This window comes from Micromonospora profundi, assembly GCF_011927785.1.
Lineage (GTDB): Bacteria > Actinomycetota > Actinomycetes > Mycobacteriales > Micromonosporaceae > Micromonospora > Micromonospora profundi.
The window spans coordinates 985,504-1,010,898 of sequence record NZ_JAATJK010000001.1; the positions used below are offsets into that span (position 1 = coordinate 985,504).

General features: G+C 73.6%; 22 protein-coding genes and 1 pseudogene. 13 read left to right on the plus strand and 10 right to left on the minus strand.

Translation table 11 applies throughout. The features are described 5' to 3' along the window. Positions 1–34: 34 nt before the first annotated feature. The 3 genes from F4558_RS04435 to F4558_RS04445 all read left to right on the plus strand — a co-directional run bounded on the left by F4558_RS04435 (position 35) and on the right by F4558_RS04445 (position 3,127). The gene (locus tag F4558_RS04435) at positions 35–541 is read left to right on the plus strand and encodes a nuclear transport factor 2 family protein (RefSeq protein ID WP_053658030.1); all 507 of its coding nucleotides are present in this window, start codon (positions 35–37) and stop codon (positions 539–541) included. Between the two features lie 94 nt (positions 542–635). Continuing rightward, entirely contained in the window at positions 636–2,042 is a 1,407-nt protein-coding gene (locus F4558_RS04440; protein ID WP_053658031.1) for a class II 3-deoxy-7-phosphoheptulonate synthase, read from the plus strand. Between the two features lie 56 nt (positions 2,043–2,098). Then, on the plus strand, positions 2,099–3,127 hold the full coding sequence (locus F4558_RS04445; protein ID WP_167943273.1) for a threonine aldolase family protein: 1,029 nt from the start codon (positions 2,099–2,101) through the stop codon (positions 3,125–3,127). A 66-nt stretch (positions 3,128–3,193) separates the two neighbouring features. On the opposite strand, the gene F4558_RS04450 is transcribed toward F4558_RS04445, so the two are convergent. Beyond that, entirely contained in the window at positions 3,194–4,051 is an 858-nt protein-coding gene (locus tag F4558_RS04450) for a deoxyribonuclease IV (protein WP_053658034.1), read from the minus strand. Between the two features lies 1 nt (position 4,052). Beyond that, positions 4,053–6,038 (minus strand): Stk1 family PASTA domain-containing Ser/Thr kinase, encoded by a 1,986-nt coding sequence (gene pknB / locus F4558_RS04455; protein ID WP_167943274.1) that lies wholly within the window; start codon positions 6,036–6,038, stop codon positions 4,053–4,055. Between the two features lie 199 nt (positions 6,039–6,237). Here pknB and F4558_RS04460 point away from each other — a divergent pair, with 199 nt between their 5' ends. After that, on the plus strand, positions 6,238–6,627 hold the full coding sequence (locus F4558_RS04460; protein WP_053658037.1) for an Rv2175c family DNA-binding protein: 390 nt from the start codon (positions 6,238–6,240) through the stop codon (positions 6,625–6,627). Between the two features lie 126 nt (positions 6,628–6,753). Here the strand turns inward: F4558_RS04460 and F4558_RS04465 are convergent, their stop codons facing one another. Together F4558_RS04465 and F4558_RS04470 are read right to left on the minus strand one after the other, a co-directional pair. Continuing rightward, a complete protein-coding gene (locus F4558_RS04465) occupies positions 6,754–7,836 on the minus strand; it encodes a polyprenyl synthetase family protein (RefSeq protein ID WP_167943275.1) in 1,083 nt (360 codons plus the stop codon). A 17-nt stretch (positions 7,837–7,853) separates the two neighbouring features. After that, positions 7,854–8,237, minus strand: a complete 384-nt coding sequence (locus F4558_RS04470; protein WP_167943276.1) for a helix-turn-helix domain-containing protein — start codon at positions 8,235–8,237, stop codon at positions 7,854–7,856. Between the two features lie 248 nt (positions 8,238–8,485). On the opposite strand from F4558_RS04470, the gene metF reads away from it, so the two are divergent. Together metF and F4558_RS04480 are read left to right on the plus strand one after the other, a co-directional pair. Next, positions 8,486–9,403: a methylenetetrahydrofolate reductase [NAD(P)H] gene (metF, locus tag F4558_RS04475; RefSeq protein ID WP_053658043.1), complete on the plus strand. Its 918-nt coding sequence runs from the start codon at positions 8,486–8,488 to the stop codon at positions 9,401–9,403. Between the two features lie 44 nt (positions 9,404–9,447). Then, positions 9,448–10,137, plus strand: a complete 690-nt coding sequence (locus F4558_RS04480) for a CDP-alcohol phosphatidyltransferase family protein (protein WP_053658046.1) — start codon at positions 9,448–9,450, stop codon at positions 10,135–10,137. Positions 10,138–10,155: 18 nt separating this feature from the next. On the opposite strand, the gene F4558_RS04485 is transcribed toward F4558_RS04480, so the two are convergent. From F4558_RS04485 to F4558_RS04510, 6 genes are read right to left on the minus strand one after another with little or no spacing between them, the layout of a single operon-like run. Then, positions 10,156–11,643: a phytoene desaturase family protein gene (locus F4558_RS04485; RefSeq protein ID WP_167943277.1), complete on the minus strand. Its 1,488-nt coding sequence runs from the start codon at positions 11,641–11,643 to the stop codon at positions 10,156–10,158. 11 nt (positions 11,644–11,654) lie between these two features. Next, on the minus strand, positions 11,655–12,782 hold the full coding sequence (locus F4558_RS04490; protein ID WP_167943278.1) for a glycosyltransferase family 2 protein: 1,128 nt from the start codon (positions 12,780–12,782) through the stop codon (positions 11,655–11,657). After that, positions 12,779–13,663 carry a carotenoid biosynthesis protein gene (locus F4558_RS04495; protein WP_053658052.1) on the minus strand — a complete coding sequence of 295 codons (885 nt, stop codon included), beginning with the start codon at positions 13,661–13,663 and terminating at the stop codon, positions 12,779–12,781. Before F4558_RS04495 ends, F4558_RS04490 begins: the two co-directional genes overlap by 4 nt. Then, the gene (locus tag F4558_RS04500; protein WP_167943279.1) at positions 13,660–14,211 is read right to left on the minus strand and encodes a GNAT family N-acetyltransferase; all 552 of its coding nucleotides are present in this window, start codon (positions 14,209–14,211) and stop codon (positions 13,660–13,662) included. The genes F4558_RS04495 and F4558_RS04500 overlap by 4 nt, the downstream gene beginning before the upstream one ends. Further along, positions 14,208–14,969 (minus strand): monooxygenase, encoded by a 762-nt coding sequence (locus F4558_RS04505; RefSeq protein ID WP_053658056.1) that lies wholly within the window; start codon positions 14,967–14,969, stop codon positions 14,208–14,210. Before F4558_RS04505 ends, F4558_RS04500 begins: the two co-directional genes overlap by 4 nt. Beyond that, complete coding sequence (locus tag F4558_RS04510) at positions 14,966–15,454, minus strand: YbaK/EbsC family protein (protein ID WP_167943280.1); 489 nt, start codon at positions 15,452–15,454, stop codon at positions 14,966–14,968. Before F4558_RS04510 ends, F4558_RS04505 begins: the two co-directional genes overlap by 4 nt. Positions 15,455–15,959: 505 nt before the next feature. Between F4558_RS04510 and F4558_RS04515 the strand changes: the two genes are divergently transcribed. The 7 genes and pseudogenes from F4558_RS04515 to F4558_RS04545 all read left to right on the plus strand — a co-directional run bounded on the left by F4558_RS04515 (position 15,960) and on the right by F4558_RS04545 (position 25,369). After that, positions 15,960–16,409, plus strand: coding sequence for an SAV_6107 family HEPN domain-containing protein (locus tag F4558_RS04515; protein ID WP_167943281.1), 450 nt, complete (start codon positions 15,960–15,962; stop codon positions 16,407–16,409). A gap of 95 nt (positions 16,410–16,504) precedes the next feature. Further along, a pseudogene (gene imuA' / locus F4558_RS04520) lies at positions 16,505–17,185 on the plus strand (DnaE2-dependent mutagenesis accessory factor ImuA'); the annotation flags it as partial. Positions 17,186–17,582: 397 nt separating this feature from the next. Next, positions 17,583–19,553, plus strand: coding sequence for a DNA polymerase Y family protein (locus F4558_RS04525; RefSeq protein WP_167943282.1), 1,971 nt, complete (start codon positions 17,583–17,585; stop codon positions 19,551–19,553). A 132-nt stretch (positions 19,554–19,685) separates the two neighbouring features. Then, positions 19,686–23,099, plus strand: coding sequence for an error-prone DNA polymerase (locus F4558_RS04530; RefSeq protein ID WP_053658336.1), 3,414 nt, complete (start codon positions 19,686–19,688; stop codon positions 23,097–23,099). Positions 23,100–23,191: 92 nt separating this feature from the next. After that, positions 23,192–23,368 carry a hypothetical protein gene (locus F4558_RS04535; protein ID WP_167943283.1) on the plus strand — a complete coding sequence of 59 codons (177 nt, stop codon included), beginning with the start codon at positions 23,192–23,194 and terminating at the stop codon, positions 23,366–23,368. 76 nt (positions 23,369–23,444) lie between these two features. Further along, on the plus strand, positions 23,445–24,212 hold the full coding sequence (locus F4558_RS04540) for a methyltransferase domain-containing protein (RefSeq protein WP_053658059.1): 768 nt from the start codon (positions 23,445–23,447) through the stop codon (positions 24,210–24,212). Beyond that, positions 24,209–25,369, plus strand: a complete 1,161-nt coding sequence (locus F4558_RS04545; RefSeq protein ID WP_167943284.1) for an alkaline phosphatase family protein — start codon at positions 24,209–24,211, stop codon at positions 25,367–25,369. The genes F4558_RS04540 and F4558_RS04545 overlap by 4 nt, the downstream gene beginning before the upstream one ends. Positions 25,370–25,395: the final 26 nt, after the last annotated feature.

Here is a 25,395-nt window from a genome sequence, read left to right on the forward strand (position 1 = left end):
CTCGGCACATCTCGATCCCGTCGACGGAGGTGGCATGCGCCCGATCCACCGCAGGATGGCGGCGACCGCCGCCGGGTTCGTGCTGCTCCCGGCCGCGCTGGTCGGCTGCGGGATCGGCGGCGACAAGGAGGAGTCGGCCGCCAAGCCCGAGCGGGCGCCGGCCGAGGAGGCCGCCACCCGGTCCCGCGAGCGCGTGCAGGCGTACCTCGACGCGATGATCGCCAAGGACGTCGCCGCCGGCCGGAGCCAGCTCTGCGCGCTGCTGCACGAGGGCTTCGACCTCGCCGCCACCGGCCCCAACGGTGACTTCGCCGACCACTTCACGGTGCCCGAGGCGTCCATCACCGACGTCCGATCCTCGCCGCGCGGGCAGGAGGTGAGCGTCTCGGTCTCGGTCACCGCGGGCAAGAAGAAGATCACCCGTCCGTTGGTGTTCACCGTCACCCGTGACGGTGGCGACTGGTGCATCGCCGCAGAGGCACCCGGCGGCGTACCGGCCGGGAGCGCGTCGCCGACCGCCGTGCCGTCGCCGGTGTCCTGAGTCGCGCCTTTTTCCAGCGGGATCGATCTCCCAACGTACGGAACCGTCCCCCTCGACGCTCGGGTACCCGGCCGGTCGCCGTAGGCTTTCTGTCATGCGCCATGAGTGGCATCAGTTGAGCCATCCCGGGTTCGTTAGCCCGGGTCTGCAGACCAGTCGTCCGACAGCCGACTCCGCCGAGGACGCCGCGCTCGGCCTGGACCGTTGGCGGGAGTTGCCCCGCGAGCAGATCCCGCCGTGGTCCGACCCCGCGGCCGTCGCCGAGGTCTGCAAGGTGCTCGACACCGTGCCGTCGGTCGTCGCGCCCTACGAGGTCGACCAGCTCCGGCAGAAGCTGGCACTGGTCTGCGAGGGCAAGGCGTTCCTGCTCCAGGGGGGCGACTGCGCCGAGACGTTCGTCGACAACACCGAGAGCCATCTGCTTGCCAACGCCCGCACCCTGCTCCAGATGGCGATCGTGCTCACCTACGGCGCGTCGCTTCCGGTGGTCAAGGTCGCCCGGGTCGCCGGCCAGTACACAAAGCCCCGCTCGCTGCCGACCGACGCCCGTGGCCTGCCCGCCTACCGCGGTGACATGATCAACTCGCTGGAGGCCGACCCGGCCGCCCGCGTCGCCGACCCGCAGCGCATGATCCGGGCGTACGCCAACTCGGCGGCAGCCATGAACATGCTCCGGGCGTACCTCGCCGGTGGGCTGGCCGACCTGCACGCCGTGCACGACTGGAACAAGGGCTTCGTGAAGAACTCCCCGGCGGGGGAGCGCTACGAGGCGATCGCCCGGGAGATCGACCGCGCGCTGGCCTTCATCCGGGCCTGTGGGATGACCGACGACGAGGCGCTGCGGACCGTCACCCTCTACTGCTCCCACGAGGCCCTCGCCCTGGAGTACGACAGGGCGCTCACCCGGGTCTCCGACAAGCGGGCGTACGGGCTCTCCGGGCACTTCCTGTGGATCGGCGAGCGCACCCGGCAGATCACCGGCGCGCACATCGACTTCATCTCCCGGATCGCCAACCCGATCGGCGTCAAGCTCGGCCCGACCACATCCCCGGACGAGGCCATCGAGCTGTGCGAGAAGCTCAACCCGGACAACATCCCCGGCCGGCTCACCCTGATCAGCCGAATGGGCAACCACCGGGTACGCGACGCCCTGCCGCCGATCGTTTCCAAGGTCACCGCCTCCGGCGCCAAGGTGGTCTGGCAGTGCGACCCGATGCACGGCAACACCCACGAGTCGTCAAACGGCTACAAGACCCGGCACTTCGACCGCATCGTCGACGAGGTGCTCGGCTACTTCGAGGTGCACCGAGGGCTTGACACCCACCCCGGTGGCCTGCACGTCGAGCTCACCGGCGAGGACGTCACCGAGTGCCTGGGCGGCGCCCAGGGCATCGAGGACCTCGACCTCCCCGACCGGTACGAGACCGCGTGCGACCCGCGACTCAACACCCAGCAGTCGCTGGAGCTGGCATTCCTCGTGGCGGAGATGCTCCGTGGCTGACGCGAGGAGTGAGCCGGGTTTGCGAGCCCCGCAGTCGGCGGCCGAAGGGAATGACCGTGGCTGATCTTGTCGACCTGCGCTCCGACACGTTGACCCGGCCTACGGCCGGCATGCGGGAGGCGATGGCCACCGCCGAGGTCGGTGACGACGTCTACGGCGAGGACCCGACGATCAACGCGCTGGAGGCCGAGGTCGCCGCGCTGTTCGGGCACGAGGCGGCGCTGTTCGCCCCGAGCGGGTCGATGGCCAACCAGATCGCCCTGCAACTGCTGGTGCCACCCGGTGACGAGTTGCTCTGCGACGCCGACGCGCACGTCGTGACATACGAGATCGGGGCCGCTGCCGCGTACGGTGGCATCTCCTCGCGGACCTGGCCGGCGGTCGGCGCGGACATCGACCCGGAGACGGTCGCCGGGATGGTCCGCGCGGACGGCTACTTCGCGGTCCCCACCCGTGCGATCGCCGTGGAGCAGACCCACAACCGGGGCGGCGGCGGTGTGATCCCGTTGGCGACGCTGCGTGAGCTGCGCGGTGTCGCCGACGCGGCAGGAGTGGCGTTGCACTGCGACGGCGCCCGGATCTGGCACGCGCACGTCGCCGACGGGGTGCCCCTGATCGAGTACGGCCGGCTCTTCGACACGATGTCGGTCTGCCTGTCGAAGGGCCTCGGCGCGCCTGTCGGTTCGCTCGTGGTGGGCAGCGCCGAGAAGATCGAACGCGCCCGGATGATCCGCAAGCGGATGGGCGGCGGCATGCGTCAGGCTGGCATCCTCGCGGCCGCCGGCCGATACGCGCTCGCCTACCACGTCGACCGGCTGTCGGAGGACCACGCCCGGGCGGCCCGGCTCGCCGAGGCGGTCGCGCCGTTCGGTGTGCTCGCCACCGCGGTCCGCACCAATCTCGTCCTCCTGGACCTCACCAAGCACGCGTTGGATGCCCGCGCTCTGGCCGCCGCCGCCCGCGAGCAGGGCGTACTCATCTCGGTGCTCGGCCCGCGCACCGCCCGCCTGGTCACCTACCTGGGCATCGACGACGACGCGGTGACCCAGGCCAGTACGGCCCTGACCCGCGTTCTGTCCGCCTGACCTCACCTGCCAGCCCTGACTGTTGATCATGGTGGCGACATCGCCACCATGATCAGCGGGGGAGTGTCAGGGGCGCAGGCGGGTCAGCGTGGTGATGTCGGCGGTGTGGCCCAGTTGCTGCTCGCTGGGGGTCTCCACAACGATCGGGACCCCGGCGACGGCCGGGTGGGTCATCAGCTCCGCGAAGGCGGGCTCACCGATGGTGCCCTTGCCGATGTTCTCGTGCCGGTCACGCGTGGAGCCGCACAGATCCTTCGAGTCGTTGGCGTGCACAAGCCGCAGCCGGTCCGCACCCACAGTGGCCACAAGCGTGTCGAGTGTCGCCGTCATGCCGCCCTCGGCAGCCAGGTCGTGCCCGGCAGCCCAGGCGTGGCAGGTGTCGAAGCAGACCCCGAGCATGGGGTGCCGGTCCACCGCGTCGAGATAGGGGCCGAGCTGCTCCACGCGCGAGGCGAGCGACCGGCCGCCGCCCGCGCTCGGCTCCACGAGCAGCATCGGCCCGCCGGCCTCGGCGGCCCAGTCGAGCAGGGGCAGCAGCTCCTCACGGACCTGCCGCATCGCCGTCTCGGCGTACCCCTCGTCGACCGAACTGCCGGCGTGGAACACCACGGCCCGAGCGCCGATCGCCACACCCCGGCGCAGCGCGTGCGCCAGCGTCTGCGCCGACTTCTCGACGGTGCCCGGCGTGGGGGAACCCAGGTTCACAAGCAGCGAGGCGTGGATGAACGCCGGGATGCCCCGCTCGGCGCAGCCGTCGCGGAACAGCGCGTCCTGCGTCGGGTCGCCCGGAGGCAACGCCCAGCCCCGCGAGTTGGAGACGTAGACCTGCACCACCTCGGCGCCTGTCGCGTCGACGTACGGCAGGGCGGCCTTCGCCAGTCCACCGGAGGTGGGGGTGTGGGCGCCGACCGGGGTCACCGGCATCTCAGAGGCATCCGATCGTGACCTGGGTGCCCGGCGGTACCTGCGAATTCTCACCTGGCGTCTGGAAGCGCACAGTGGCGTTCGGGTTGAACTGGATCGCCACCGGGAAGCCCTGGCCCTCCAGCACCTGCTTGGCCTGCTGGCAGGGCAGGTCGACCACGCGGGGCACGACGACAAGCGGCGGACCCTTGCTGACCTCCAGCTTGACCTGGGTGCCCTTCTCCACGCCGGTGCCGTCGGCCGGACTCTGGCCGAGGATCTCGTCCTTGGGCTTGTCGGAGTCCTTTGGTGTCTCCACCGCCACCAGGCCGAGCCGGGACAGGGTGGCCCGGGCCTCGGTGAGGCTCTTGCCCACCAGGTTCGGCACCGATATCGGCGCCCGGCCGCGGCTCAGAACGAGGGTGATCTTCGTGCCCGGCTTGACCTCGGCGCCGACCTTCGGGTTGCTGTCCAGGACGACGCCGGCGGGCAGGGTGTCGTCGTAGCGGGGAGTGCCCTTGGCCACCACCAGCTTCGCGTTGAGCAGGTCCGCCTCGGCCAGCTCGTACTCCTTGCCGATGACGTCCGGCACCGGGAAGCGTTCCGGGCCGAGGGAGAGGGTCAGCGTGATCGTGCCACCCTTGACGATCTTGGCAGACGACGCCGGGTTCTGCTCCAGCACGCTGTCCTTCGGGGCCTTCTCGTCATAGCGCGGCTCCCCGTACGCCAGCTTCAGGCCGGCGCGGTCGGCCTGCGCCTGCGCGTCCGCACTGCTCAGGCTCACCAGCTGCGGGGCGGACGTGTACCGGCCGACACCGAACCACCAGCCGCCGAGCGCGGCCACCAGGCCCAGCGTCACCACCACGGCCGCGACGGCCAACCGGCCCTGCGGGTGGCCCATCACCGTGCTGCGCAGCCCGGCGAGCCGGGCTCCCAGACCCTCCGACGGCTCCGGGGCGGCCCGCCGTCGGCCCGGCCCCTGACCACCGCCCTCCGGCAGCCGCGCCCACGTCGGACGCTCGGCCGGACGGACAGTGGCGACCATCATCGTCGGCTGGGAGACCGACGTGTCGTCGGCCACCCGGTGCAGCACGGCGGTGCTGCTGTTGATGTCGCCCAACTGGTCCCGTGCGACCTGCACCTCGGCCAGCAGCGCGCCGGCATCGGCGGGCCGGGCGGCGGGATCGCGTCGGGTGGCCCGCTGGACCAGGCCGTCGAGGACCGACGGCAGGCCGGGCACCAGCGTCGAGGGCGCCGGCACGTCCCGGTCGACGTGCTGCCAGGCGACGTCCACCGGGCGGTCCCCGTCGTAGGGCACCCGACCGGTGAGCATCTCGAACAGCACGATCCCGGCGGAATAGACATCGGTACGCGGGTCGGCCCGACCCTCGGTGACCAGCTCCGGAGCGACGTAGGCAACGGTGGCCATCAACTGGGTGCCCTGCTCGTCGTCGGCGCTCGCCTCGACGGCGCGGGCCAACCCGAAGTCGGCCACCTTGACGACGCTGTCCACCAGGTTGGCGACGCCGCCGGTGGGCGCCTCGGCGACCAGCACGTTCTCCGGTTTGACGTCGCGGTGCACCAGACCGGCCCGGTGCGCGGCGCCGATCGCGGCGAGCATCTGCTCGGCGATGGCCAGCGCCTCGTCGGGGTTGAGCCGGCGCCGCTCGGCCAGCACGTCGCGCAGCGTGCGACCGCGGACGTACTCCATGACCAGGTACGGCAGACCGGCGTGGGTGCCCTGGTCGTAGACCGCCACCACGTTGGGGTGGGTCAACCGGGCGATCGTCTTGGCCTCGTCGGTGAACCGGGCCACGAAGTTGGCGATCCGGGTACGGGCCTCGGGCGCCTGCGTCGGATGAATGATCTTGACAGCGACGGTGCGCTCGAGGCGCTCGTCTGTTGCGGTGTACACGGTCGCCATGCCGCCACGGGCCACGCGACCGCGAATGCGGTAGCGCCCGTCTATCAGCGAGCCCAGCAACGTGTCGGCGACCTGTGTGTCCATCGGCAGGGAGTCTATGTGTCCAGGGGGTGAAGGTAGAACAGGATGCTACAGCCCGGGGGCACCGCTGGCCCGTCCCGCCGAGGCCGGGCACCTCGCCTCAGCCCTGATCCGCTGCTCATCCAGGGTTCCCGAGCTGGTCGGAGCGGGCCGTTCGGGGTGCCGCTGGCTGCCCGGGTCGGCGGCGTGGCAGGGTGATCGGGTGACCGAACCCGTACCCGCTGAGGCCGTGCCCGGCCCCGAGCTTGCCGGCCCCACCGACCCGGCCGGCTGGCTCACCCTGCCCGACGTCGCCGAGCGCCTCGACGTTTCGATTAGCAAGGTGCACCAGATGATCCGCGACCGCGAGTTGCTGGCGGTCCGCCGCGACGGCGTCCGCCGGGTGCCGGCGGACCTGGTGGCCAACGAGGTCGTGCTCAAGCATCTGCCCGGCGTGCTCAACCTGCTCTCCGACAACGGCTACGACGACGAGGCGGCGCTGCGCTGGCTCTATGAGCCCGACGACACGCTGCGCGGCGGCACCCCGGCCGCCGCCCTCTCCGGCGACCACGCCCGCGAGGTAAAGCGCCGAGCCCAGGCCCAGGCCTTCTAACCCGCGCCCCCGCCCCCGCCCCCGCGCCCTCCCGTCCCTCGGCGTTGATCATGAGGTTGGCGTGCCCGTGCCGGCGTGTCGCCGCCGCCAACCCCATGATCAACCGAGGGAGTGGGGGCGGGAGGGTCAGTCGGCTCGGCGGGTTGCTGCTATCGCCAGGTCCACCAGGGTCTGGCGGGCCTCGGTGTCCAGGTCCACGGCGGCGAGGGCCGCCAGCGCCGTGTCGGTGAGCGTGGTGATCCGTTGCTCGGTGCGGGCCAGCGCACCGCTCACGGTGATCAACTCGCGGATCCGGGTCACCCCCTGCTCGTCGAGGTCCGGGTCGCCGAGCCGGCTCAGCAGCAGCTCCCGGCCCGCGTCGTCGGTGGCCTCCACTGCCGCCGCCACCAGGTACGTGCGCTTGCCCTCGCGCAGATCGTCGCCGGCCGGCTTGCCGGTGTGCGCCGGGTCGCCGAAGACCCCCAGCACGTCGTCGCGCAACTGGAACGCCTCACCCAACGGCAGCCCGTACGCCGAGTAGGTGGCCCGTACGTCGTCCGGCGCGTCGGCAAGCGCGGCACCCAGCAGCAGCGGCCGTTCGACCGTGTACTTCGCCGACTTGTACCTGGCGACCTTGCTGGCCCGTTCCACCGACGTGTCCCCGGTGACCTGGGTCAACACGTCGAGGTACTGCCCGACGGTGACCTCCGTGCGCATCTCGTCGAAGACCGGCCGGGCCCGGGCCGCCGCCCGCAGGTCCAGGCCTGCGGAGTGCAGCAGCTCGTCGGACCACACGAGGCAGAGGTCACCGAGCAGGATCGCGGCGGAGTCACCGAAGCCGTCCGCGTCGCCGCCCCAGCCTGCGGCCCGGTGCCGGGCGGCGAACCGCCGGTGCACCGCGGGCTCGCCGCGCCGGGTGTCGGAGCGGTCCATCAGGTCGTCGTGGATCAGTGCGCTGGCCTGCACGAACTCCAGCGCGGCGAGGGCGGTGACGACCGCCTCGGTGTCCATCCCGCCGGCACCCCGGAACCCCCAGTACGCGAACGCCGGCCGCAGGCGCTTGCCACCGCCGAGCACGAACGCCTCGATGGCCTCCGCCACCGGGACGAGGGCGTCGTCCACCCGGGTCAGCCGGGCCCGCTGGCTGGCCAGGAACTCGGTGAGGGCCTTGTCGACCCGCTGCCGCAGGCCGGCACGGTCGACGGGGGACACGGGAGCAGCGTGGGTCACGCCACGACGCTAGCGGGTCACCGCGGCCGACGTTGTACCGCCACACGTGCTCCCGTCGGCGTGCGTGCGGGGCCCGTCCGGCCGGCCGGACGCGTACCCGCCGAGTCGGTCCGGCCTGGGCCGACAGCGCGGGGCGGACCGACCCGTCGGGTGCTCGCGGCGGCCTCGGCGAGCACCACGAGCGGCACGTCCAGCACGACGGCGAGCCAACCGAGCCAGAACCCTCCCGGTACGCGTCGTTGCCGCTCCCACCGGGACACCTCGTGTCTACTCAAGGTCGGCACGCCGGCGGCGGCACACAACTCGGCGGCGGTGCGCTGCTGGCTCCAACCCCGGGCCAGCCGGCACCGGGCCAGCAGCGGCCCGAGCTGTGTGGGGCGCGGTGATGTGAGCGAGGTCATGGGGCCTCCCGGCGGCGCGTCGGCGCGGTGGCACCCCGCCCGCCCGAAGGACGGGACCGGTGCCACCTCTCGGCTGTGCGACCCCCGCGCCGGATGCCGGGCCGCCCCCGCCGCCCCTCCCGCGCCACCCCTTCCTACCCCGGGGGTACGACGGCTTCCCTCCACCGGTCCGGCACGCGCCAGCCGAACTGTGGGAGGCGGTGTGGGAAGGGCTGGGTGCCGACGGCGTCGCCCGCTAGAGTCGGGTCGTGGCGCTCGGTCTTCCCTCGGTACTCCCCAATCCGCAGCCGGCGATCGGGGAGCTCATCCGTGACCGTCAGCCGACCTTCTCGTTCGAGTTCTTCCCGCCCAAGACCGAGGCGGGTGAGCGACTGCTCTGGCAGGCGATCCGCGAGTTGGAGTCGCTGCGCCCGTCGTTCGTGTCGATCACCTACGGCGCGGGCGGCTCGACCCGGGACACCACAGTCGCGGTGACCGAGCGGATCGCCACCGAGACCACCCTGCTGCCGATGGCCCACCTGACCGCCGTCAACCACTCCGTGGCCGAGCTGCGGCACGTGATCGGCCGGCTCGCCGGGGTGGGGGTGCGCAACGTGCTGGCGGTGCGCGGCGACCCGCCGGGCAACCCGGGCGGCGAGTGGGTCCGGCACCCCGAGGGCGTCGACTACGCCGAGGACCTGGTGCGCCTGGTCCGCGACGCCGGTGACTTCAGCGTCGGCGTGGCGGCCTTCCCGTACAAGCATCCCCGTTCGGTCGACGTGGCAAGCGACACCGCGCACTTCGTCCGCAAGTGCCGGGCCGGCGCCGAGTTCGCGATCACGCAGATGTTCTTCGACGCCGACGACTACCTGCGGCTGCGCGACCGGGTGGCCGCGGCCGGCTGCGACACCCCGATCCTGGCCGGTGTGATGCCGGTGACCCAGATCGGCACCATCGAGCGGTCCGTGCAACTGTCCGGGGCGCCGTTCCCGACGGCTCTGGCGGAGCGCTTCGAGCGGGTCGCCGACGACCCGGAGGCGGTCCGCCGGCTCGGCATCGAGCAGGCCAGCGAGATGTGCCGCCGGCTGCTGGACGAAGGTGTGCCGGGAATCCACTTCATCACCCTCAACCGGTCCACCGCGACCCGCGAGGTGTGGCAGAACCTCAAGGTCGGCGCCCGGGTGTGAACACAGCGCGTGCGACACCTGATGCTCGACACCACGGTTGATCAGTGGTGGGCACACAGCTGAACTGGGACGAGTACGCCACGGCATGGGCACGGCTGCACGGCGGCTTCGACCCCCGGGCGGCCGCGCCGGTGGTACGCGCCTGGCTGCGGTTCTCCTACCACGTCGGATATGTGCTGGGCCGGCTGCGGGTCGGCCCCACAGCGGTCACCGTGGCCGGGGTGCTGCTCTGCTTCTGCGTACCGTTGCTGGTGACCCGGCCGGGGGACGGGCCGTTCCTCGGCGCGCTGTTCGTGCTGTTCGCCGCGGTGGCCGACAGCGTCGACGGGGCGGTGGCGGTCGCCACCAGCCGCACCACCCGGCTCGGCTACGTCTACGACTCGCTCGCTGACCGGCTCGGTGAGGTGGCCTGGCTGCTCGCGTTCTGGCTGGTCGGCGCGCCGGGCGCGCTCGTCGTCGCGGGCGGCGCGTTGTCGTGGCTGCACGAGTACGTGCGTGCCCGCGCGGTCTCCGCCGGCATGCGCGAGATCGGCGCCGTGACCGTCGGCGAGCGACCCACCCGCGTCTCGGTCGCGCTGGCCGGGTTGGTTGTCGCCGGGTTGTCCGGGTTGATCGAGCCGGACCTGGCCGCCGGCACCATCACCATGGCGACCGCCGTGTGGGTGCTGCTGGCCGCCTTCGGGCTGGGGCAGTTGCTCTCCACGGTCCGTCGCGCGCTGCTCGACGCCGGCTGACCGCCGCACCGACGAGGGCTACCAGGCGGGGCCGATCTCGTCCGCGACGATCTGCGCCGAGAGGGTCACCATCGGCAGGCCACCGCCCGGGTGGCTGGAGCCGCCCACCAGCCACAGGCCGTGCGCCGGGCCCCTGTTGGCCGGGCGGAGCAGCCCACCTGCGGTGCCGTAGATCACGCCGCCGGGTGCTCCGGTCGCCGCGTCCAGGTCGGCCGGGGTACGCACCTCGCGGAACAGCAGCCGGTCGCGCACGTCCACGCCGCGCTGCGCCAGCACGTCCAGGATCCGGTCGGCGTACGCGTCGGCAAGCCCCGGGCGCCGCCAGTCGACAGCCCCAGCGGCGGTGCCCTGCCGCGCGGAGTTGACCAGCACGAACCATGCCTCGTGCCCCGCCGGGCGGACCATCGGGTCGTCGGCGACGGTGACGAACACCGTCGGGTCGGCCGCCGGTCGGGCCCGTACGCCCCGCCCCGGATCGCCGAACACCGCGTCGAACTCGGCGTCGTAGTCGCGCGGGAAGAAGACGTTGTGGTGCGCCAGCCCGGTGTTGCCGGAGACGCCGAGCAGCAGCACGAAACCGGCCAGGCTGCGGTCGCTCAGCCCGGCCAGCCGACGAGCGTGCGGCAGCAGGTCGCGGTAGACGGTGAGTGCGTCCACGTTGGCCACCACCACGTCGGCGGGTACCGGCGCGGCGACGCCGGCGAGGCGTACCCCGTGCACCCGGCCGCCCGCCGCGTCGATCCGCGTCACGGTGGCGCCGGTCTGCACGACCACGCCGAGGTCCAGGCAGCGGGTAAGCAGCGCGTCGGCGAGCGTGCCCAGCCCTCCGCGCAGGTACCAGCCGCCGAACGTCAGCTCGGCATAGGGGACCGCGACGAGCGCCGCCGGCGCCCGGCGCGGGTCGGCGCCGGTGTACGTGGCGTACCGGTCCAGCAGCAGCCGCAGCCGCGGGTCGGAGAGGTGCCGGCGGCCCAGCCCACGCAGGGTGCGGCCCGGGGCGATGGCGGCCAGGTCGCCGACGCGCCAGGCCAGCGACGCCAGGTCGCGGGGGGAGTCGACGGCGCGGCGCAGGATGTCCCGCGAGGAGGCGTTCCACACCCGGGCGGCCCGCCGCCACAGCCGCTGCCAGTCGGCCGCCGCCCGGTCACCGAAGGCGGCCCCGATCCGGCCGGCGAACTCCACAGGGTCGGCGCAGGAGTCCAACGTCGGACCGCCGCCTTCGAAGACGTGCCGGACGATCGGGTCCAGCGGCGTCAGGTCCAGGTACTCGTCGAGCTTCGCCCCGGTGGCCTCGAACAGATCCTCGAAGACCTCGGGCAGGGTGAGCAGACTCGGCCCGGTGTCGAAGTGGAACGACCCGGCCGGGGTGTCGTGCACGTACCTGCCGAGTTTGCCGCCGACGGTGTCGGCAGCTTCGAAGACGGTCACCTGGTGCCCGGTTGCGGCCAGCCGGGCGGCGGTGGCCAGGCCACCCACCCCGGCGCCGACGACCACGATCCGCGCCATGCCGCGTCCTCCTAGCTGACCGGGCGGCCCCGCCAGGTCAGGCGGTGTCGCTTTCGCAGATGGTACGACCGCAGGGTCAGCCAACCGAGGACCACGACCGATACGGGGTGTGCGAGCGCGTCGGGCCACCACCGGCCCCCGGTCGACCGGGCGGTGAGCACCCGCCCGGCCACCCCGAGCAGATAGCCGGCCAGGCCCACGGCGGCCACCATCGGCGCGCCGGCCACCACGCCGGCCACCGCGACAAGCGGCGGGGCGGTGTAGAGCAGCAGCAGCATCGTCACCACGGCGGCCGCCGCTCCCGGATGCCCGAACGACGCCCACAGCGACTTCGAGTACCCGTCGCGCAGTTGCGGCCAGTCGTCGTACATCCGGCAGGTGGCCAGCCGGGAACCGTCGGCCAGGGCGATCCGCCCACCGGACCGCTTGACCGCACGGGCCAGCTCGACGTCTTCCAGGATCTTGTCGGCGACCGCCGCGTGCCCGCCCGCTGTGGTGTAGCCGGCCCGATCCAGCACCAGGAACTGCCCGCCCGCGGCGGCCAGCGAGGGCCGCCGCGAGCGTTCCATGGCGCGCAGCGGCAGGAACGTCAGCCAGAGCCACTGGAGCAGGGGCTGCACCAGCCGGTCGGCCGCCGTCGCCACAACGATCCGGGGGTACGGCGACAGCAGCGTCGCGCGGGCGGCGCGCAGTTCGGTGACGGCGGCGGCCACGGCGTGCGGGGCGAGCACCACGTCGGCGTCGACGAAGACCAGCACTGTGGCCTCCGGGTCGACCCGGGTGGCCAACTGCCAGCAGGCGTGTGGTTTGCCCAGCCAGCCCGGCGGCGGGGCGACGCCGCTAAGCAGTGTGACCCTCGGGTCGTCGCCGGCCACCGCCCGGACCACGTCGGCGGTGCCGTCGGTGGACCCGTCGTCGAGGACCACGATGCGCAGCCCGGGCACGCCGCGCTGGGCGAGCAGGGCGCGCAGGCAGGGGGTGACCCGAGTGGCCTCGTCGCGTAGCGGCAGCAGCACTGCCACCGGCTCACCGACCTCGCCCGGCCGGTCGGTGGGCCGGCGCAGCCAGCGGGCGGCGTTGAGCCAGGTGTGCCCGGTCAGCACGGCGATGACGAACAGCAGGGCGAGCAGGACGGTCATCGGGTCGCGTCGACGCCGGGGCGGGTCGGCTGGCGGTCGTCGCCGTACGCGTTGCCGGCCCGGCGGGCGCGCAGCAGGGTCACCGCCAGCGGCACGGCTGTCACCGCCATGCCGGCCGCGCCCCAGAGCGCCGAGGCGGGCAGGTCGAGGAAGACCGCGTGGGCCAGGATGCTGGAGAAGTACGTCCACAGGTAGAGCGCGAACATCGGGTGGTCCCGCTTGTCGGTGCGCTCGGCGGCCGGCCCGGCCAGCGGGCGCAACGCGCTCATCATCAGCACCGCGAAGAGCAGCCAGCCCAGGTAGTTGCTGACCGGGATGCCGGGCAGGCCGGGCAGCGCCGGGGTGGCGTTGCGCCACACCCAGTAGCCCTCGGCGACCATCTGCGGGTCGAGGAAAAGATCCCAGGCGGCCAGCCCCACAGTGGCCAGCGCGATCCGCCCCACCCACCGACCGACCGTCGAGCCGGTCGTCGGGGCGCTGGCCTCCGCCGTGTTGACGGTGGCCGTCGGGGTGTTGCCGCCGGTCAGGCGGACCGCGGCCAGCCAGGCCGGCCAGGCCATCCAGGTCCAGGCCAGAGGGATGATCAGCGGCACCCCGGCAAGCTTGGGGCCGAGCTCACCGGAGTAGTCGTAGCTGCCGAACGGCACACCGGTGGCCACCCCGATCGCCTCGATCGCGAACCCGCCGCCGGTGGCCACCGCGACCAGCGCCACCGCGACCCGGGGCCCGCGACTGAGCAGCGCGTGGCCGACCGAGAGCAGCCAGCCGAGCACGACGGTGGCCACTGTCAGCCCGGCCCGGGTGGTGCCGGTGGTGAGCGGGTAGCAGATCTGGGCGAGCACCAGGACGCCGAGCAGCGTCCAGGAGATCCGCCTGGTCATGACGTCGGAGGCTCGAGCGGCAGGTCCCGACCGAGGACGCCGAACGGCCGCTCGTCACCGGGAAAGTGGAAGTCACGCAGCACGTCGACGAAACCGAACCGGCGGTACAGCCGCCAGGCCCGCGAGGTCTGCTCCTCGGCCTCCGGGGTGGACAGCAGCGTGGTGTCGCCCTCGGCCATCGTGAGCAGCGCCCGCAGTTGGCCGGCACCCAGTCCGTGGCCCTGCGCCGGTGGCCGGACGTGCAGCTCGACCACCTCGAAGCAGTGGGTGAGCCAGCGCTTGCGCGTCGGGGCGTCCAACGCCCGGTACACCTGGTCGTGCCACCACTGGCCGGGGCCGCCCAGATAGCCGTAGCCGAAGCCGGCGAGATGTCCCTCGCTGGTCAGGCTGGCCACCGCCCGGAATCCGGGCCGGCGGACGTGGGTGGCCATGTAGCCGCGCCGGGCCTCCAGCAGGTCGGTGCGGTAGCCCATCGCCTCGCCGTAGACGGCGACCACGTCGTCCAGCCGCCGGACGAGATCGTCCGGCGTCCAGCGCACCAACCTCATGCCCGTCCACCCTTCACCGTTGCAGGGTCGTCGTCGGCGACCCACCCGAGCACCGTCGGATCGCCGACCACGTCGCGTACCTCGAATCGGGCGAAGAGCTCCTCGGCGTACCAGCCCGCGGTGGGGGTTCGCATGATCGCCGCCCGATGCTCCGGGTGACGGTACGCGAACGCCACCAGGTCCGTCGGGTCGCGCCACACACTGACCGTGCCCTGCCACCCCAGCGGCGCCTCACCGACACCGAAGCGGGCCAGCAGCCCCGGCGCGTCGCGCAGGGCGGCTGCCACCGGCGGGATCGCCCGCCAGAAGGTGGCCGCCCGGCGGGCCCGCAACCGGGCGCGGGTCAGCGCCAGCACCGGCCCGGTGACCCGGCCGCCCGGCGGATCGCCGAACGGCTGCTGGCCGGACCACTCGCCCCGACTGCTCACCGGGCGCAGGTCGACCCGGGCCTGGGCGAGGGCGATCCGCGCCCAGGCACGCCCCACCGGCGAGCCGTCGAAGCCGGCCGCCTCGGCGGGGGAGTCCCACACTGTCAACGCCGCCCACCGGGTCAGGTCGGCGTCACCCGGCCCGAAGCTGGTGCCGGTCCCGGTGCCCAGCAGCTTGCCGAACCGGACGCCCGGCAGTGCCCGCAGCCGGCGAGGGTCCACAGCCATCCTGGTCAGCGCCCGGGGCAACGCGCCGCGGGAGGTCCGCCACACGTGCAGGGTGACCAGCTCCGGTACGACGTTCGTGTGCCCGCTGGTTCGTTCGCTCACGCCACCTCGGCCGGCGTACCGGCGGTGACCCGCAGCAGCTCGGCGTAGGTGGTCGGGAAGACCGCCTGCGGCACGCCACCCGCGGCCCAGATCTCCGGGTACGCCGCCAGCGCCGTGTCCACAAGCGTGCGCAGCGCCTGCGGGTGCCCGAGCGGTGCGACCCCGCCGATCGGCTGCCCGGTGTGCTGCCGGACGAACTCCGGGGTGGCCCGGCGCAACCGGGTGACTCCGATCGACGCGGCCAGGCCTGTGGTGTTCACCCGGTGCGCGCCGGAGGTGAGGACGAGCAGTGGCGCGCCGTCCGCGTCGAAGATCAGCGAGTTGGCGATCTGGCCGACCTCGACGCTGAGCGCCTCGGCGGCCGCGGCGGCGGTGTGCACCGCTTCGGGCAGCAGGCGGACTGTGCTGGGTCGGCCGGCGCCGTCGAGCGCACCGACGCCGTCGAGCGCGTCCTGCACCGCCCGTACGTTCGGGTGTGGCTGCATGTCGCCATTCTTCACGGTCCGCCCGCGAACGGTTCAGCCGGCCACGCCGAAGCCCGCTTCACCATGCGTCGTGTCGTCGTGTCGGTGCGGCTCACCACGCCCGATGGGTTCAGTCGGCGCGTCACACGTTGCGTTTTCGTCGGAGGGGAGGTGTACTGTCAACAGCAGTTAGAACGAGTGTTCGATTGTCTCGTACGCTCGTTCCAACCAGCCGGAGCGCGGTGTTTCGCGGCGCCAGCTCCGGGCGGTGCGGCTCCGCGGGCCGCACCTGGGTTTCCGGGCAGTCGCGAGCCCGGTCCCGACAGGCAGGAGCGTCGCCCGCCGCCCACGACCCCCGGGCGGCGGGCGACGAACCCGCCGGTACGCCGGCCGGGTGTGGTGTGGGGAAGCATCCACACCCGGCCGGCCACCCACGGTGCGCCTTCCTCCGCACCACCGACCTAGGCGTCTTTCGCTGGCGGCACCACTGCGCCGGTCGACGCCCGGCCACGTGGAGGAGACAGCCATGCCGACCAACTCAGCTCAGGCACCGACGGTGCCGGCGCACGTGCTGCCGCACCGCACCCCCGCCCAGCTGCTCAGGTTGGCCCGGCGCGGGCTTGTCGAGGCCAACCAGACCGGACCTGACGGCCTGCGCTACGCGGCCGCCCATCTGGCGGCGCTGCGCGCGGCGGCCGCCCTGCTCGCCGCCCGGGCTCGGCCTGCGCCGAGCCGGCGTAACCGGATCACCAGCGTCTGGGTCCTGCTCTGCGCCGTCGCCCCCGAGCTCGACGAGTGGGCCCGCTTCTTCGCCGCCGGGGCCAGCAAACGGGCCGCTGCCGAGGCCGGCATCCCACGGGTGGTCACCGCCCGGGAGGCCGACGACCTGCTCCGCGCCGCCGAGCAGTTCGTCACGGTGGTGGAGACCGCGCTCGGCGTGGCCCACCAGCCGGCCCTGGACGGCTTCGCCGCCTGATCCCGCCACGACGCCGGCCGTCCGGCCGCCGGCCGGTCGACGTCACGGCTGGCCGGTCCTGACCTGTTCCACAGCAACGACGGGGGGTTGGTCCGATGGCGGGCCGCATGGTGGTCGGTTCCGCTGCTCTGGCCGATCTGGTACGCCCGGCGAGCGCATCCGATCCGGTCGCCGACCAGCGGGTGCTACCGGTGGCACCCGAGCTGACCGGCCTCCTGCCCAACCGGGGTCTGCGCCGAGGCAGCACCATCGCGGTCGCCGCCGGTCAACCCCAGCGCAGCGGTGGCACCTCGCTGGTGCTGGCCCTGCTCGCCGAGGCATCCCGGGCCGGCTCGTGGTGCGCCGTGGTCGGAGTGCCGACGCTCGGCGCGGGTGCGGCAGCCGAGCTCGGCATCGCCCTGGACCGGCTGGCCCTGGTGCCGAACCCGGGCCCCGAATGGGCCACTGTGGTCGCCGCGCTGATCGACGGGGTGGACGTCGTGGTCACCGCCGTACCGGCCGCCGTCTCCGCCTCGGTCGCCACCCGGCTGGCCGCCCGGGCCCGGCAGCGCGGCAGTGTGCTCGTCCCGTACGGCCGGTGGGACGGCGCGGACGTGACGTTGCAGGTGGTCCGTGGGCTCTGGGAAGGGCTCGGCCAGGGGCGGGGGCGGTTGCGTCGCCGGGAGGTCACCGTCTCGGCGCGCGGACGCGGAGCGGCCGCACGACCCAAGGAGATCAAGGTCTGGCTCCCCGGTGACGAGCTCACCCGGGTGATTCCCCGGGCGGTGTCCTCCACCGTGGGCCGACGATCGACGGTGCCCTTCGACGGACGACCTCACCCGGTGCCGTCCGCGGATGATCGGTTTGGTCCGGTGCGGTCGACCGGTGAGCAGTCCCATCAGGTGTCGCCGGTGGGTGATCGGTTTGGTCCGGCGTCGTCGGCCGGTGAGCGGCCTCGTCCGGCGTCGCCGGCAGGTGACAGGTCCCGTGCCGAAGCCGGTCGACCGGGCTCTCTCACCCTGGTCGGCCCGGCGTGACGTCGGTGGTCGGGGCAACCAGATGTGTCCCCGCGACGGTGTGCCCGGCCGGAGGTGCGGGCTGCGTGGTCGGTCGGATCGACCCCTGGTCCGGACCATCGACGGCGGTGCGGTTGATCGGGGTCGTGCGGGCCGGGTGCGGTCCGGGAGGCACCGGGTGACCGGCTCGCCGGTCCGGACCCTGCTGCTGTGGTGTCCGGACTGGCCGGTGCTCGCCGCCGAGATCGTCGACGGGGTGCCGGCCACGAGTCCGGTCGCCGTCCTGCACGACAACCGGGTGGTCGCCTGCTCCGAGCAGGCCCGCGCCGAGGGGATACGTCGAGGGCTGCGCAAGCGGGAGGCGCAGAGCCGTTGCCCACAGCTCACCGTCGTGGAGTACGACCCGGGCCGGGACGCCCGGGCGTTCGAGCCGGTGGTCGCCGCCGTGGAGGAGTTGGTAGCGGGTGTCGAAGTGGTTCGTCCCGGCGCCTGCGCGGTGGCCGCGCGGGGGCCGAGCCGTTACCTCGGCGGCGAGGAGGCGGCCGCCGAACGGATCATCGAGCATGTCGCCCAGTCGTGCCTTGTGGAGAGCCAGGTGGGCATCGCCGACGGGGTGTTCGCCGCCGGGTTGGCCGCCCGCGCCGGCCGGGTGGTGCCACCGGGTGGGACGCCCGCGTTCCTGGCCGGGTTGCCGGTCGAGGCGCTGGGCCGGTCGGCGCTTGCCGATCTGCTGCGCCGACTGGGAGTGCGGACCCTCGGTGACTTCGCCGCGCTGCCGGCCGGCGACGTGCTGGCCCGGTTCGGGTTCGACGGCGCGCTGGCCCACCGGCTCGCCGCCGGGCGGGATCATCGCCCGCTCGCCGTCCGGCAGCCGCCGACCGACCTGACGGTGACCGCCGAGCACGACGAGCCGATCGACCGGGTCGATGCGGCGGCGTTCGCCGCCCGCGCGCTGGCGGAACGGTTGCACGACCGGCTCGCCGGGTACGGGCTGGCCTGCACCCGGCTCGGCATCGAGGCGGTCACCGCGCACGGGCAGGAACTGCACCGGGTGTGGCGGCACGACGGTCTGCTCACCGCAGCGGCCATCGCCGATCGAGTGCGCTGGCAGTTGGACGGCTGGCTTTCCGGCAGCAACGGTCGTGCCGGCGCCCGCCCGGCCCGGCCGACGGCTGGCATCATCCGGCTGCGGCTGGTCCCGGACGGAGTGATCGCCCAGGCTGGCCTCCAGGTCGGTCTCTGGGGGGAGACCGGTGAAGAGCGGGAACGGGCGCACCGGGCGTTGAGCCGTGTGCAGGGCATCCTCGGCCCGGAAGCAGTGGTCACCGCGGTGCTCGGCGGCGGGCGCTCCCCGACCGACCAGGTGCGACTGGTGCCCTGGGGCGACGAACGGCTCCCCGACCGTCCCGGCCCACCACCGCTGCCGGACGAGCCGATCGCTACCGACGGCCGGTTTCCGGGTGCTGCCAGCGCCGGCGGCGTTGCGGGCGGCGGCCGGGTCGCGGGCGTTGACGGTGTCACCGGCGCCAGCGGCGTTGCGGGCGGCGGTCGGGTTGCGGGCGATAGCGGCGCGGCTGGCGTTGGCCGGGCCGCCATCGCTGGCAGCGACACCGGCGCCGGCGGGGTGGCGGGCGCTCGGCGGGCCGCGGATGCTGGCCAGGCTCCAGGCGTTGCTGGCGCTGGTGGGGTTGCCGGCGCCGGCGAGGTTGGAGGCACTGGTCGGGCCGTTGGTGCCGGTCGAGCTGCTGGCGGTGGCCGGGCAGCTGGAGTTGGCCGAGCTGCTGGCGTTGGTCGGGCTGCTGGCCGTGGTGGGGGCGGAGTTCCGCCGTGGCCCGGTCGGCTGCCGCGGCCCTCACCAGCGGTGGTGCTGCCGAGCCCCCTCGCCGCGACCGTGCATGACGCCGCTGGCGAGGCGGTGGTGATCAGCGCGCGGCTGGCGGTGAGCGCCCCGCTTGCCCGGCTGGTGGTCGGCACCGGTCGGCCAGCGGAGATCGTCGGCTGGGCCGGCCCGTGGCCGGTGGACGAGCGATGGTGGGCTCCGGCCGAGGCGCGGAGGCGGGCCCGGTTCCAGGTCTGCCTGGCCGATGGCACCGCTCTGCTGCTCGCTGTCGAGGCCGGGCAGTGGCTGGTGGAGGCGATCTATGACTGAGCGTTCAGATGGACGCCGGCCTAGCCGTGATCGACTCGGCATCACGGAAATCGGGGTATCCCGCCCCTTCGGACACCCCGATTTCCATGATGTCGAGTGGATCAAGCCGGTGGGCGCCCTGGGGGCGTGCAGGTGAGCTTCCACAACCCGAAGATGCCCTGGTCGGAGCTGGAGCAGGTGCTCTCCGGCCGTCCCGGCGGGGGCCGGTCTGGCGATGGCCGTCCCGGCGGGGGCCGTTCTGGGGACGGCCGGGCGAGCCGGGGTGAACGGCACCTGCACGTGGTGGACCCGCTCGCCGTGGACGCCGACGGCGGGGACTCCCCGGCCTGGAGTCGCCGCCGCGAGCAGTACCAGCCGCCAGAGTTGGCCCGTCCCGACGATGTGGTGCCCTACGCGGAGTTGCACGCGCACACCAACTTCAGCTTCCTGGACGGCGCCAGCCACCCCGAGGAGCTGGCCGAGGAGGCGGCCCGCCTGGGGCTCACCGCGCTCGCCGTGACCGACCACGACGGCTTCTACGGCGTGGTCCGGTTCGCCGAGGCGGCCCGTACGCTGGGCCTGCCGACGATCTTCGGCGCGGAGCTCTCGCTGGGGTTGCCCGGCCCGCAGAACGGCGAACCCGACCCGCACGGCACGCACCTGCTGGTGCTCGCGCACGGCCATGAGGGGTACGCCCGGCTGGCCACCACCATCGCCCGCGCGCATCTGCGCGGCGGGGAGAAGGGCCGCCCGGTCTACGGGGAGCTGGAGGAGGTCGCCGCCGAGCTGCGTGACCACGTGCTGGTGTTGACCGGCTGCCGCAAGGGGCACGTGCCGGCGGCGCTGCTCAGCGAGGGCGTGGACGCGGCGGCCCGCGAGTTGGACCGGCTGACCACGCTGTTCGGCGCGGAGACGGTGGCGGTGGAGCTGACCGACCACGGTCACCCGGTCGACGCCGACCGCAACGACGCGCTCGCCGAGTTGGCCGCCGCGGCCGGGCTGCCGACGGTGGCCAGCAACAACGTGCACTACGCCACGCCGGGCCGACGTCGGCTGGCCACCACCGTCGCCGCCGTACGGGCCCGGCGCAGTCTGGACGAGATCGACGGGTGGCTGCCCGCTGCGGCCACCGCCCACCTGCGCAGCGGGGCGGAGATGGCGGCCCGGTTCGCCGCGTACCCGGGTGCGGTGGCGCGGGCCGCGGAGTTCGGCGCGGAGCTGGCCTTCGACCTCCAACTGGTCGCGCCGCGGCTGCCGGCGTACCCGGTGCCGCCGGGGCACACCGAGATGAGTTGGCTGCGGAAGCTGACCGCCGACGGCGCGCGGGAGCGCTACGGCCCGCCGCAGGCGCACCCGGCGGCGTACGCGCAGCTCGACCACGAGCTGAACATGATCGAGGAGCTGGGCTTCCCCGGCTACTTCCTTGTGGTCTACGACATCGTCGCGTTCTGCCGTGAGCAGGACATCTACTGCCAGGGCCGGGGGTCGGCGGCCAACTCGGCGGTCTGCTACGCGCTGCGGATCACCAACGTGGATGCGGTTCGGCACCGGCTGCTGTTCGAGCGGTTCCTCGCCCCGGAGCGGGACGGCCCACCGGACATCGACGTGGACATCGAGTCCGATCGCCGGGAGGAGGTGATCCAGCACGTCTACACCCGCTACGGCCGGGAGCACGCCGCCCAGGTCGCCAACGTCATCTCCTACCGGCCCCGGTCGGCGGTGCGGGACGTGGCCAAGGCGTTCGGCTTCTCACCGGGGCAGCAGGACGCCTGGAGCAAGCAGATCGACAGGTGGGGTTCGGTGGCCACTGTCGACGTCGAGGGCATCCCGGAGCAGGTGGTGGAGTACGCCAACGAGTTGCAGACGTTCCCCCGGCACCTGGGCATCCACTCCGGAGGCATGGTGATCTGCGACCGGCCGGTGATCGAGGTCTGCCCTGTGGAGTGGGGGCGGATGCCCGGGCGCAGCGTGTTGCAGTGGGACAAGGACGACTGCGCGGCGGTCGGCCTGGTCAAGTTCGACCTGCTCGGCCTCGGCATGCTCTCCGCGCTGCACTACGGCTACGACATGATCGGGTCCAGGCTGGATCTCGGTGACATGACGCTCGACGACCCCGAGGTCTACGACATGCTCTGCCGGGCCGACTCGGTCGGGGTGTTCCAGGTGGAGAGCCGCGCCCAGATGGCCACCCTGCCCCGGCTCAAGCCCCGCGAGTTCTACGACCTGGTGGTGGAGGTGGCGCTGATCCGGCCCGGCCCGATCCAGGGCGGTTCGGTGCACCCGTTCATCAGGCGTAAGAACGGCCAGGAACCTGTGACGTTCGCGCACCCGTTGATGCGCAACGCCCTGGAGAAGACCCTTGGTGTGCCGCTGTTCCAGGAGCAGTTGATGCAGCTCGCCATCGACCTGGCGGGCTTCGACGCGGCCGAGGCCGACCAGCTGCGCCGGGCGATGGGCGCGAAGCGGTCGGTCGAGCGGATGAACCGCATCGCCGACCGGCTCTACGCCGGGATGGCCGAGCGGGGCATCACCGGTGAGCTGGCCGACGACGTCTACCGCAAGCTCACCGCGTTCGCCAGCTACGGCTTCCCGGAGAGCCACGCGATGAGCTTCGCCTACCTGGTGTACGCCAGTTCCTGGCTCAAGCGCTACCACCCGGCGCCGTTCCTGGCCGCGCTGCTCAACGCCCAGCCGATGGGGTTCTACTCCCCGCAGACCCTTGTCGACGACGCCCGCCGGCACGGGGTGGAGGTCCGCCGCCCCGACATCAACGCCAGCGGGGCCTTGGCGGTGCTGGAATCCACCCCGGGCACCCGGTGGGGCAGCGGGCCGGGGGAGCCGCCGCACGCCTGGGGGCTGGGCGGGCCGGCGGTCCGGCTCGGGCTGTCCAGCGTGCGTACCCTCGGGGCTGACGTGGCCGAGCGGATCGAGGCCGAGCGGGCGGCGCACGGGCCGTACCGGGACATGCCCGATCTGGCCCGGCGGGTCGGTCTCACCGCACCGCAGCTGGAGGCCCTGGCCACCGCGGACGCCTTCGCCTGTTTCGGGCTGACCCGGCGGGAGGCGCTCTGGGCCGCAGGCGCGGCGGCCCAGGACCGGCCGGGCCGGCTGCCCGGCACGGTGACCGGCGCGGCGGCGCCCACGCTGCCCGGGATGGAGGCGGTGGACCGGCTGGTCGCCGACGTGTGGGCGACCGGGTTGTCGCCGGAGAGCCATCCGGCCCGGTTCATCAGGGGGCAGCTCGACGTGCTCGGCGCGGTGCCGATCGCCAGGCTCGGCCGGGTGGAGCCGGGCCAGCGGATCCGGGTCGGCGGCATCGTCACCCACCGGCAGCGCCCGGCCACCGCGGGTGGTGTCACGTTCCTCAACCTGGAGGACGAGACCGGGATGTTGAATGTCACCTGTTCGCCGGGGCTGTGGCAGCGTTACCGGCGGGTGGCCCGCACCAGCGCCGCGCTTGTGGTCCGGGGGCGGCTGCAACGGCACGAGGGGGTGACCAACCTGGTCGCCGACCGGCTGGACCCCATTGAGCCGCCGGTCAGCCCCGCGTCCCGTGACTTTCGCTGATCCAGTGATCCACATTACGGTTTCCGGCGACGCTGGACGGGACACTCGTGCTGAGCGGGCAGAGCCGCCCGTGATCCATGAGGAGATGAACAGTGCTGGGGAATCACGCGTACACCGGTGGAATCGCCAACTCCCGACGGACCCGGCTCGGCGCGGGTTGGATGCCGTCGCACCTCGCCGATCCTCGCGAGTACGAGGTGACGAACGGCCCGGTCGCCAACGAGCGGCGGTCCCGCGCGGAGGACGAGGCCGAGGGCGGCGAGTCCTGACCCGCCGGGCGGTCGCGTCCCGACCGGCCGGACGGCTGGTTCCACCTGCCATACGGCCGCGATACGACTGGACCGGGTGACTAGGCTCGACCGGGTGGAGCAGACCCGAGGCCGGTTCGCCGGGCCGCCGCTGACCCCCCGTACCGCAGTGATCTGGTCGGTGCTCCGCGCCGAGCTGGACCGGCGCGGCGACGCCGAGCTGACAGTGCTGGACGTGGGCGGTGGCACCGGCGGTTTCGCCGTCCCGCTTGCCAGCGCCGGGCACCGGGTCACAGTGGTCGACGCCAGCCCCGACGCGTTGGCGGCGCTCACCCGCCGGGCCGCCGAGGCCGGCGTGGCCGACCGGATCGTCGCCGTGCAGGGCGACGGCGACGCCCTCGCGGGGCTTGTCGAGCCGGCCGGCGTCGACCTGGTGCTCTGCCACGCCGTGCTGGAGGTCGTCGACGACCCGACGCCTGTGGTGACCGCGCTGGCCACCGCGCTGCGCCCCGGCGGCGCGGCCAGCGTGCTCGTGGCCGGCCGGGCCGCCGCCGTGCTGGGCCGGGCGATGAACGGGCACCTGGACGTCGCGGCGGCACTGGCGGCCGACCCGGCCGGCACCGCCGGAGCGCGGGACACCCTGCGACGACGCTACGACGCCCCGGGCGCCGCCGCGCTGCTCACCGCCGCCGGGCTCGCGGTCGAGGAGATTCACGGGGTACGCGTGCTCGCCGACCTGCTGCCGGCCACCGTCGCCGACGGCCAGCCGGCCGGCCTGGTCGAGTTGGAACTGGCGTTGGCCGCCCAGCCCCCGTACCGGGATCTGGCGGCCCAGCTGCACCTGTTCGCCCGCCGGCCCGCATGACCGCACCTCCGGCACCGCTGGCCGTTCTCGGCCCGGACCACGGCGGCGGCCGTCTCGCCGACGTGCTGCCCAGCGCTCTCGCCGTACTGGGCGTGCCCGGCTCAGCCGACCCGCTCGGGTTGGTCCCCTCCCTCGCCGGGGTACGCCGGGTCGCCGTGCTGCTCGTCGACGGGCTCGGCTGGTACCAGCTGCCGACCGCCGCCCCGTACGCGCCGACCCTCGCCGGGCTCGCCGCGACGGTGGCCCGCCCGCTCATCGCCGGTTTCCCGTCCACCACCCCGACCAGCCTGGTGACGCTTGGTACGGGCGTCGCGGCCGGCGCGCACGGGGTGCTCGGCTTCACCGTGCGGGTGCCCGGCACCGACCGGGTGCTCACCCACACCGTCTGGGCCGCCGATCCGTCGCCGCTGCGCTGGCAGCCGGTGCCCACCCAGTTCGAGCGGGCACGCGCCGCCGGGGTGGCGGTGACAGTGGTGAGCCGGCCGGAGTTCGGCGGCAGCGGGTTGACGCTCGCCGCCAACCGGGGCGGTGACTTCCGAGGCGCCGCAGGTGTCGACGCGGTGGCCGCCACCATGCTGGCCGCGCTGGCCGCCGGCCCGGGCCCCACACTTGTCTCCGGCTACCACGCCGACCTGGACCGGCACGGGCACGTCAGCGGGGTCGACTCGGAGCCCTGGCGGATCGCCGCCGCCGAGGTGGACACGCTGCTGGCCCGGCTGGTCGACGGGCTGCCCCCGGACGCGGCCCTGCTGGTGACCGCCGACCACGGGCAACTCGACGTGCCCGTGGCGCACCGTTTCGACCTGGACACCGACCTGCGGCTGCGCGCCGGCGTACGGGTGGTGGCGGGGGAGGCCCGGGTGCGGTACCTGCACGTCGAGCCGGGTGCTGTCGACGACGTGGTGGCCGCCTGGTCCGAGGTGCTTGGCGACGCCGCACGGGTGCGGACCCGGGACGAGGTGGTGGCCGGCGGGTGGTTCGGGCCGGTGCCCGAGGACCATCTGGGCCGCATCGGCGACGTGGTGGTGATCTGCAACGACACGTACGCGGTCATGGCCACCCGGACCGAGCCGCCGATGGCGTCCCGACTCGTGGCGTACCACGGCTCGGACACCGCCGCCGAGCTGACAGTCCCGCTGCTTGTCGTGCGGGGCTGACCGGCGTACGGTCCGGCCGGTCGGCG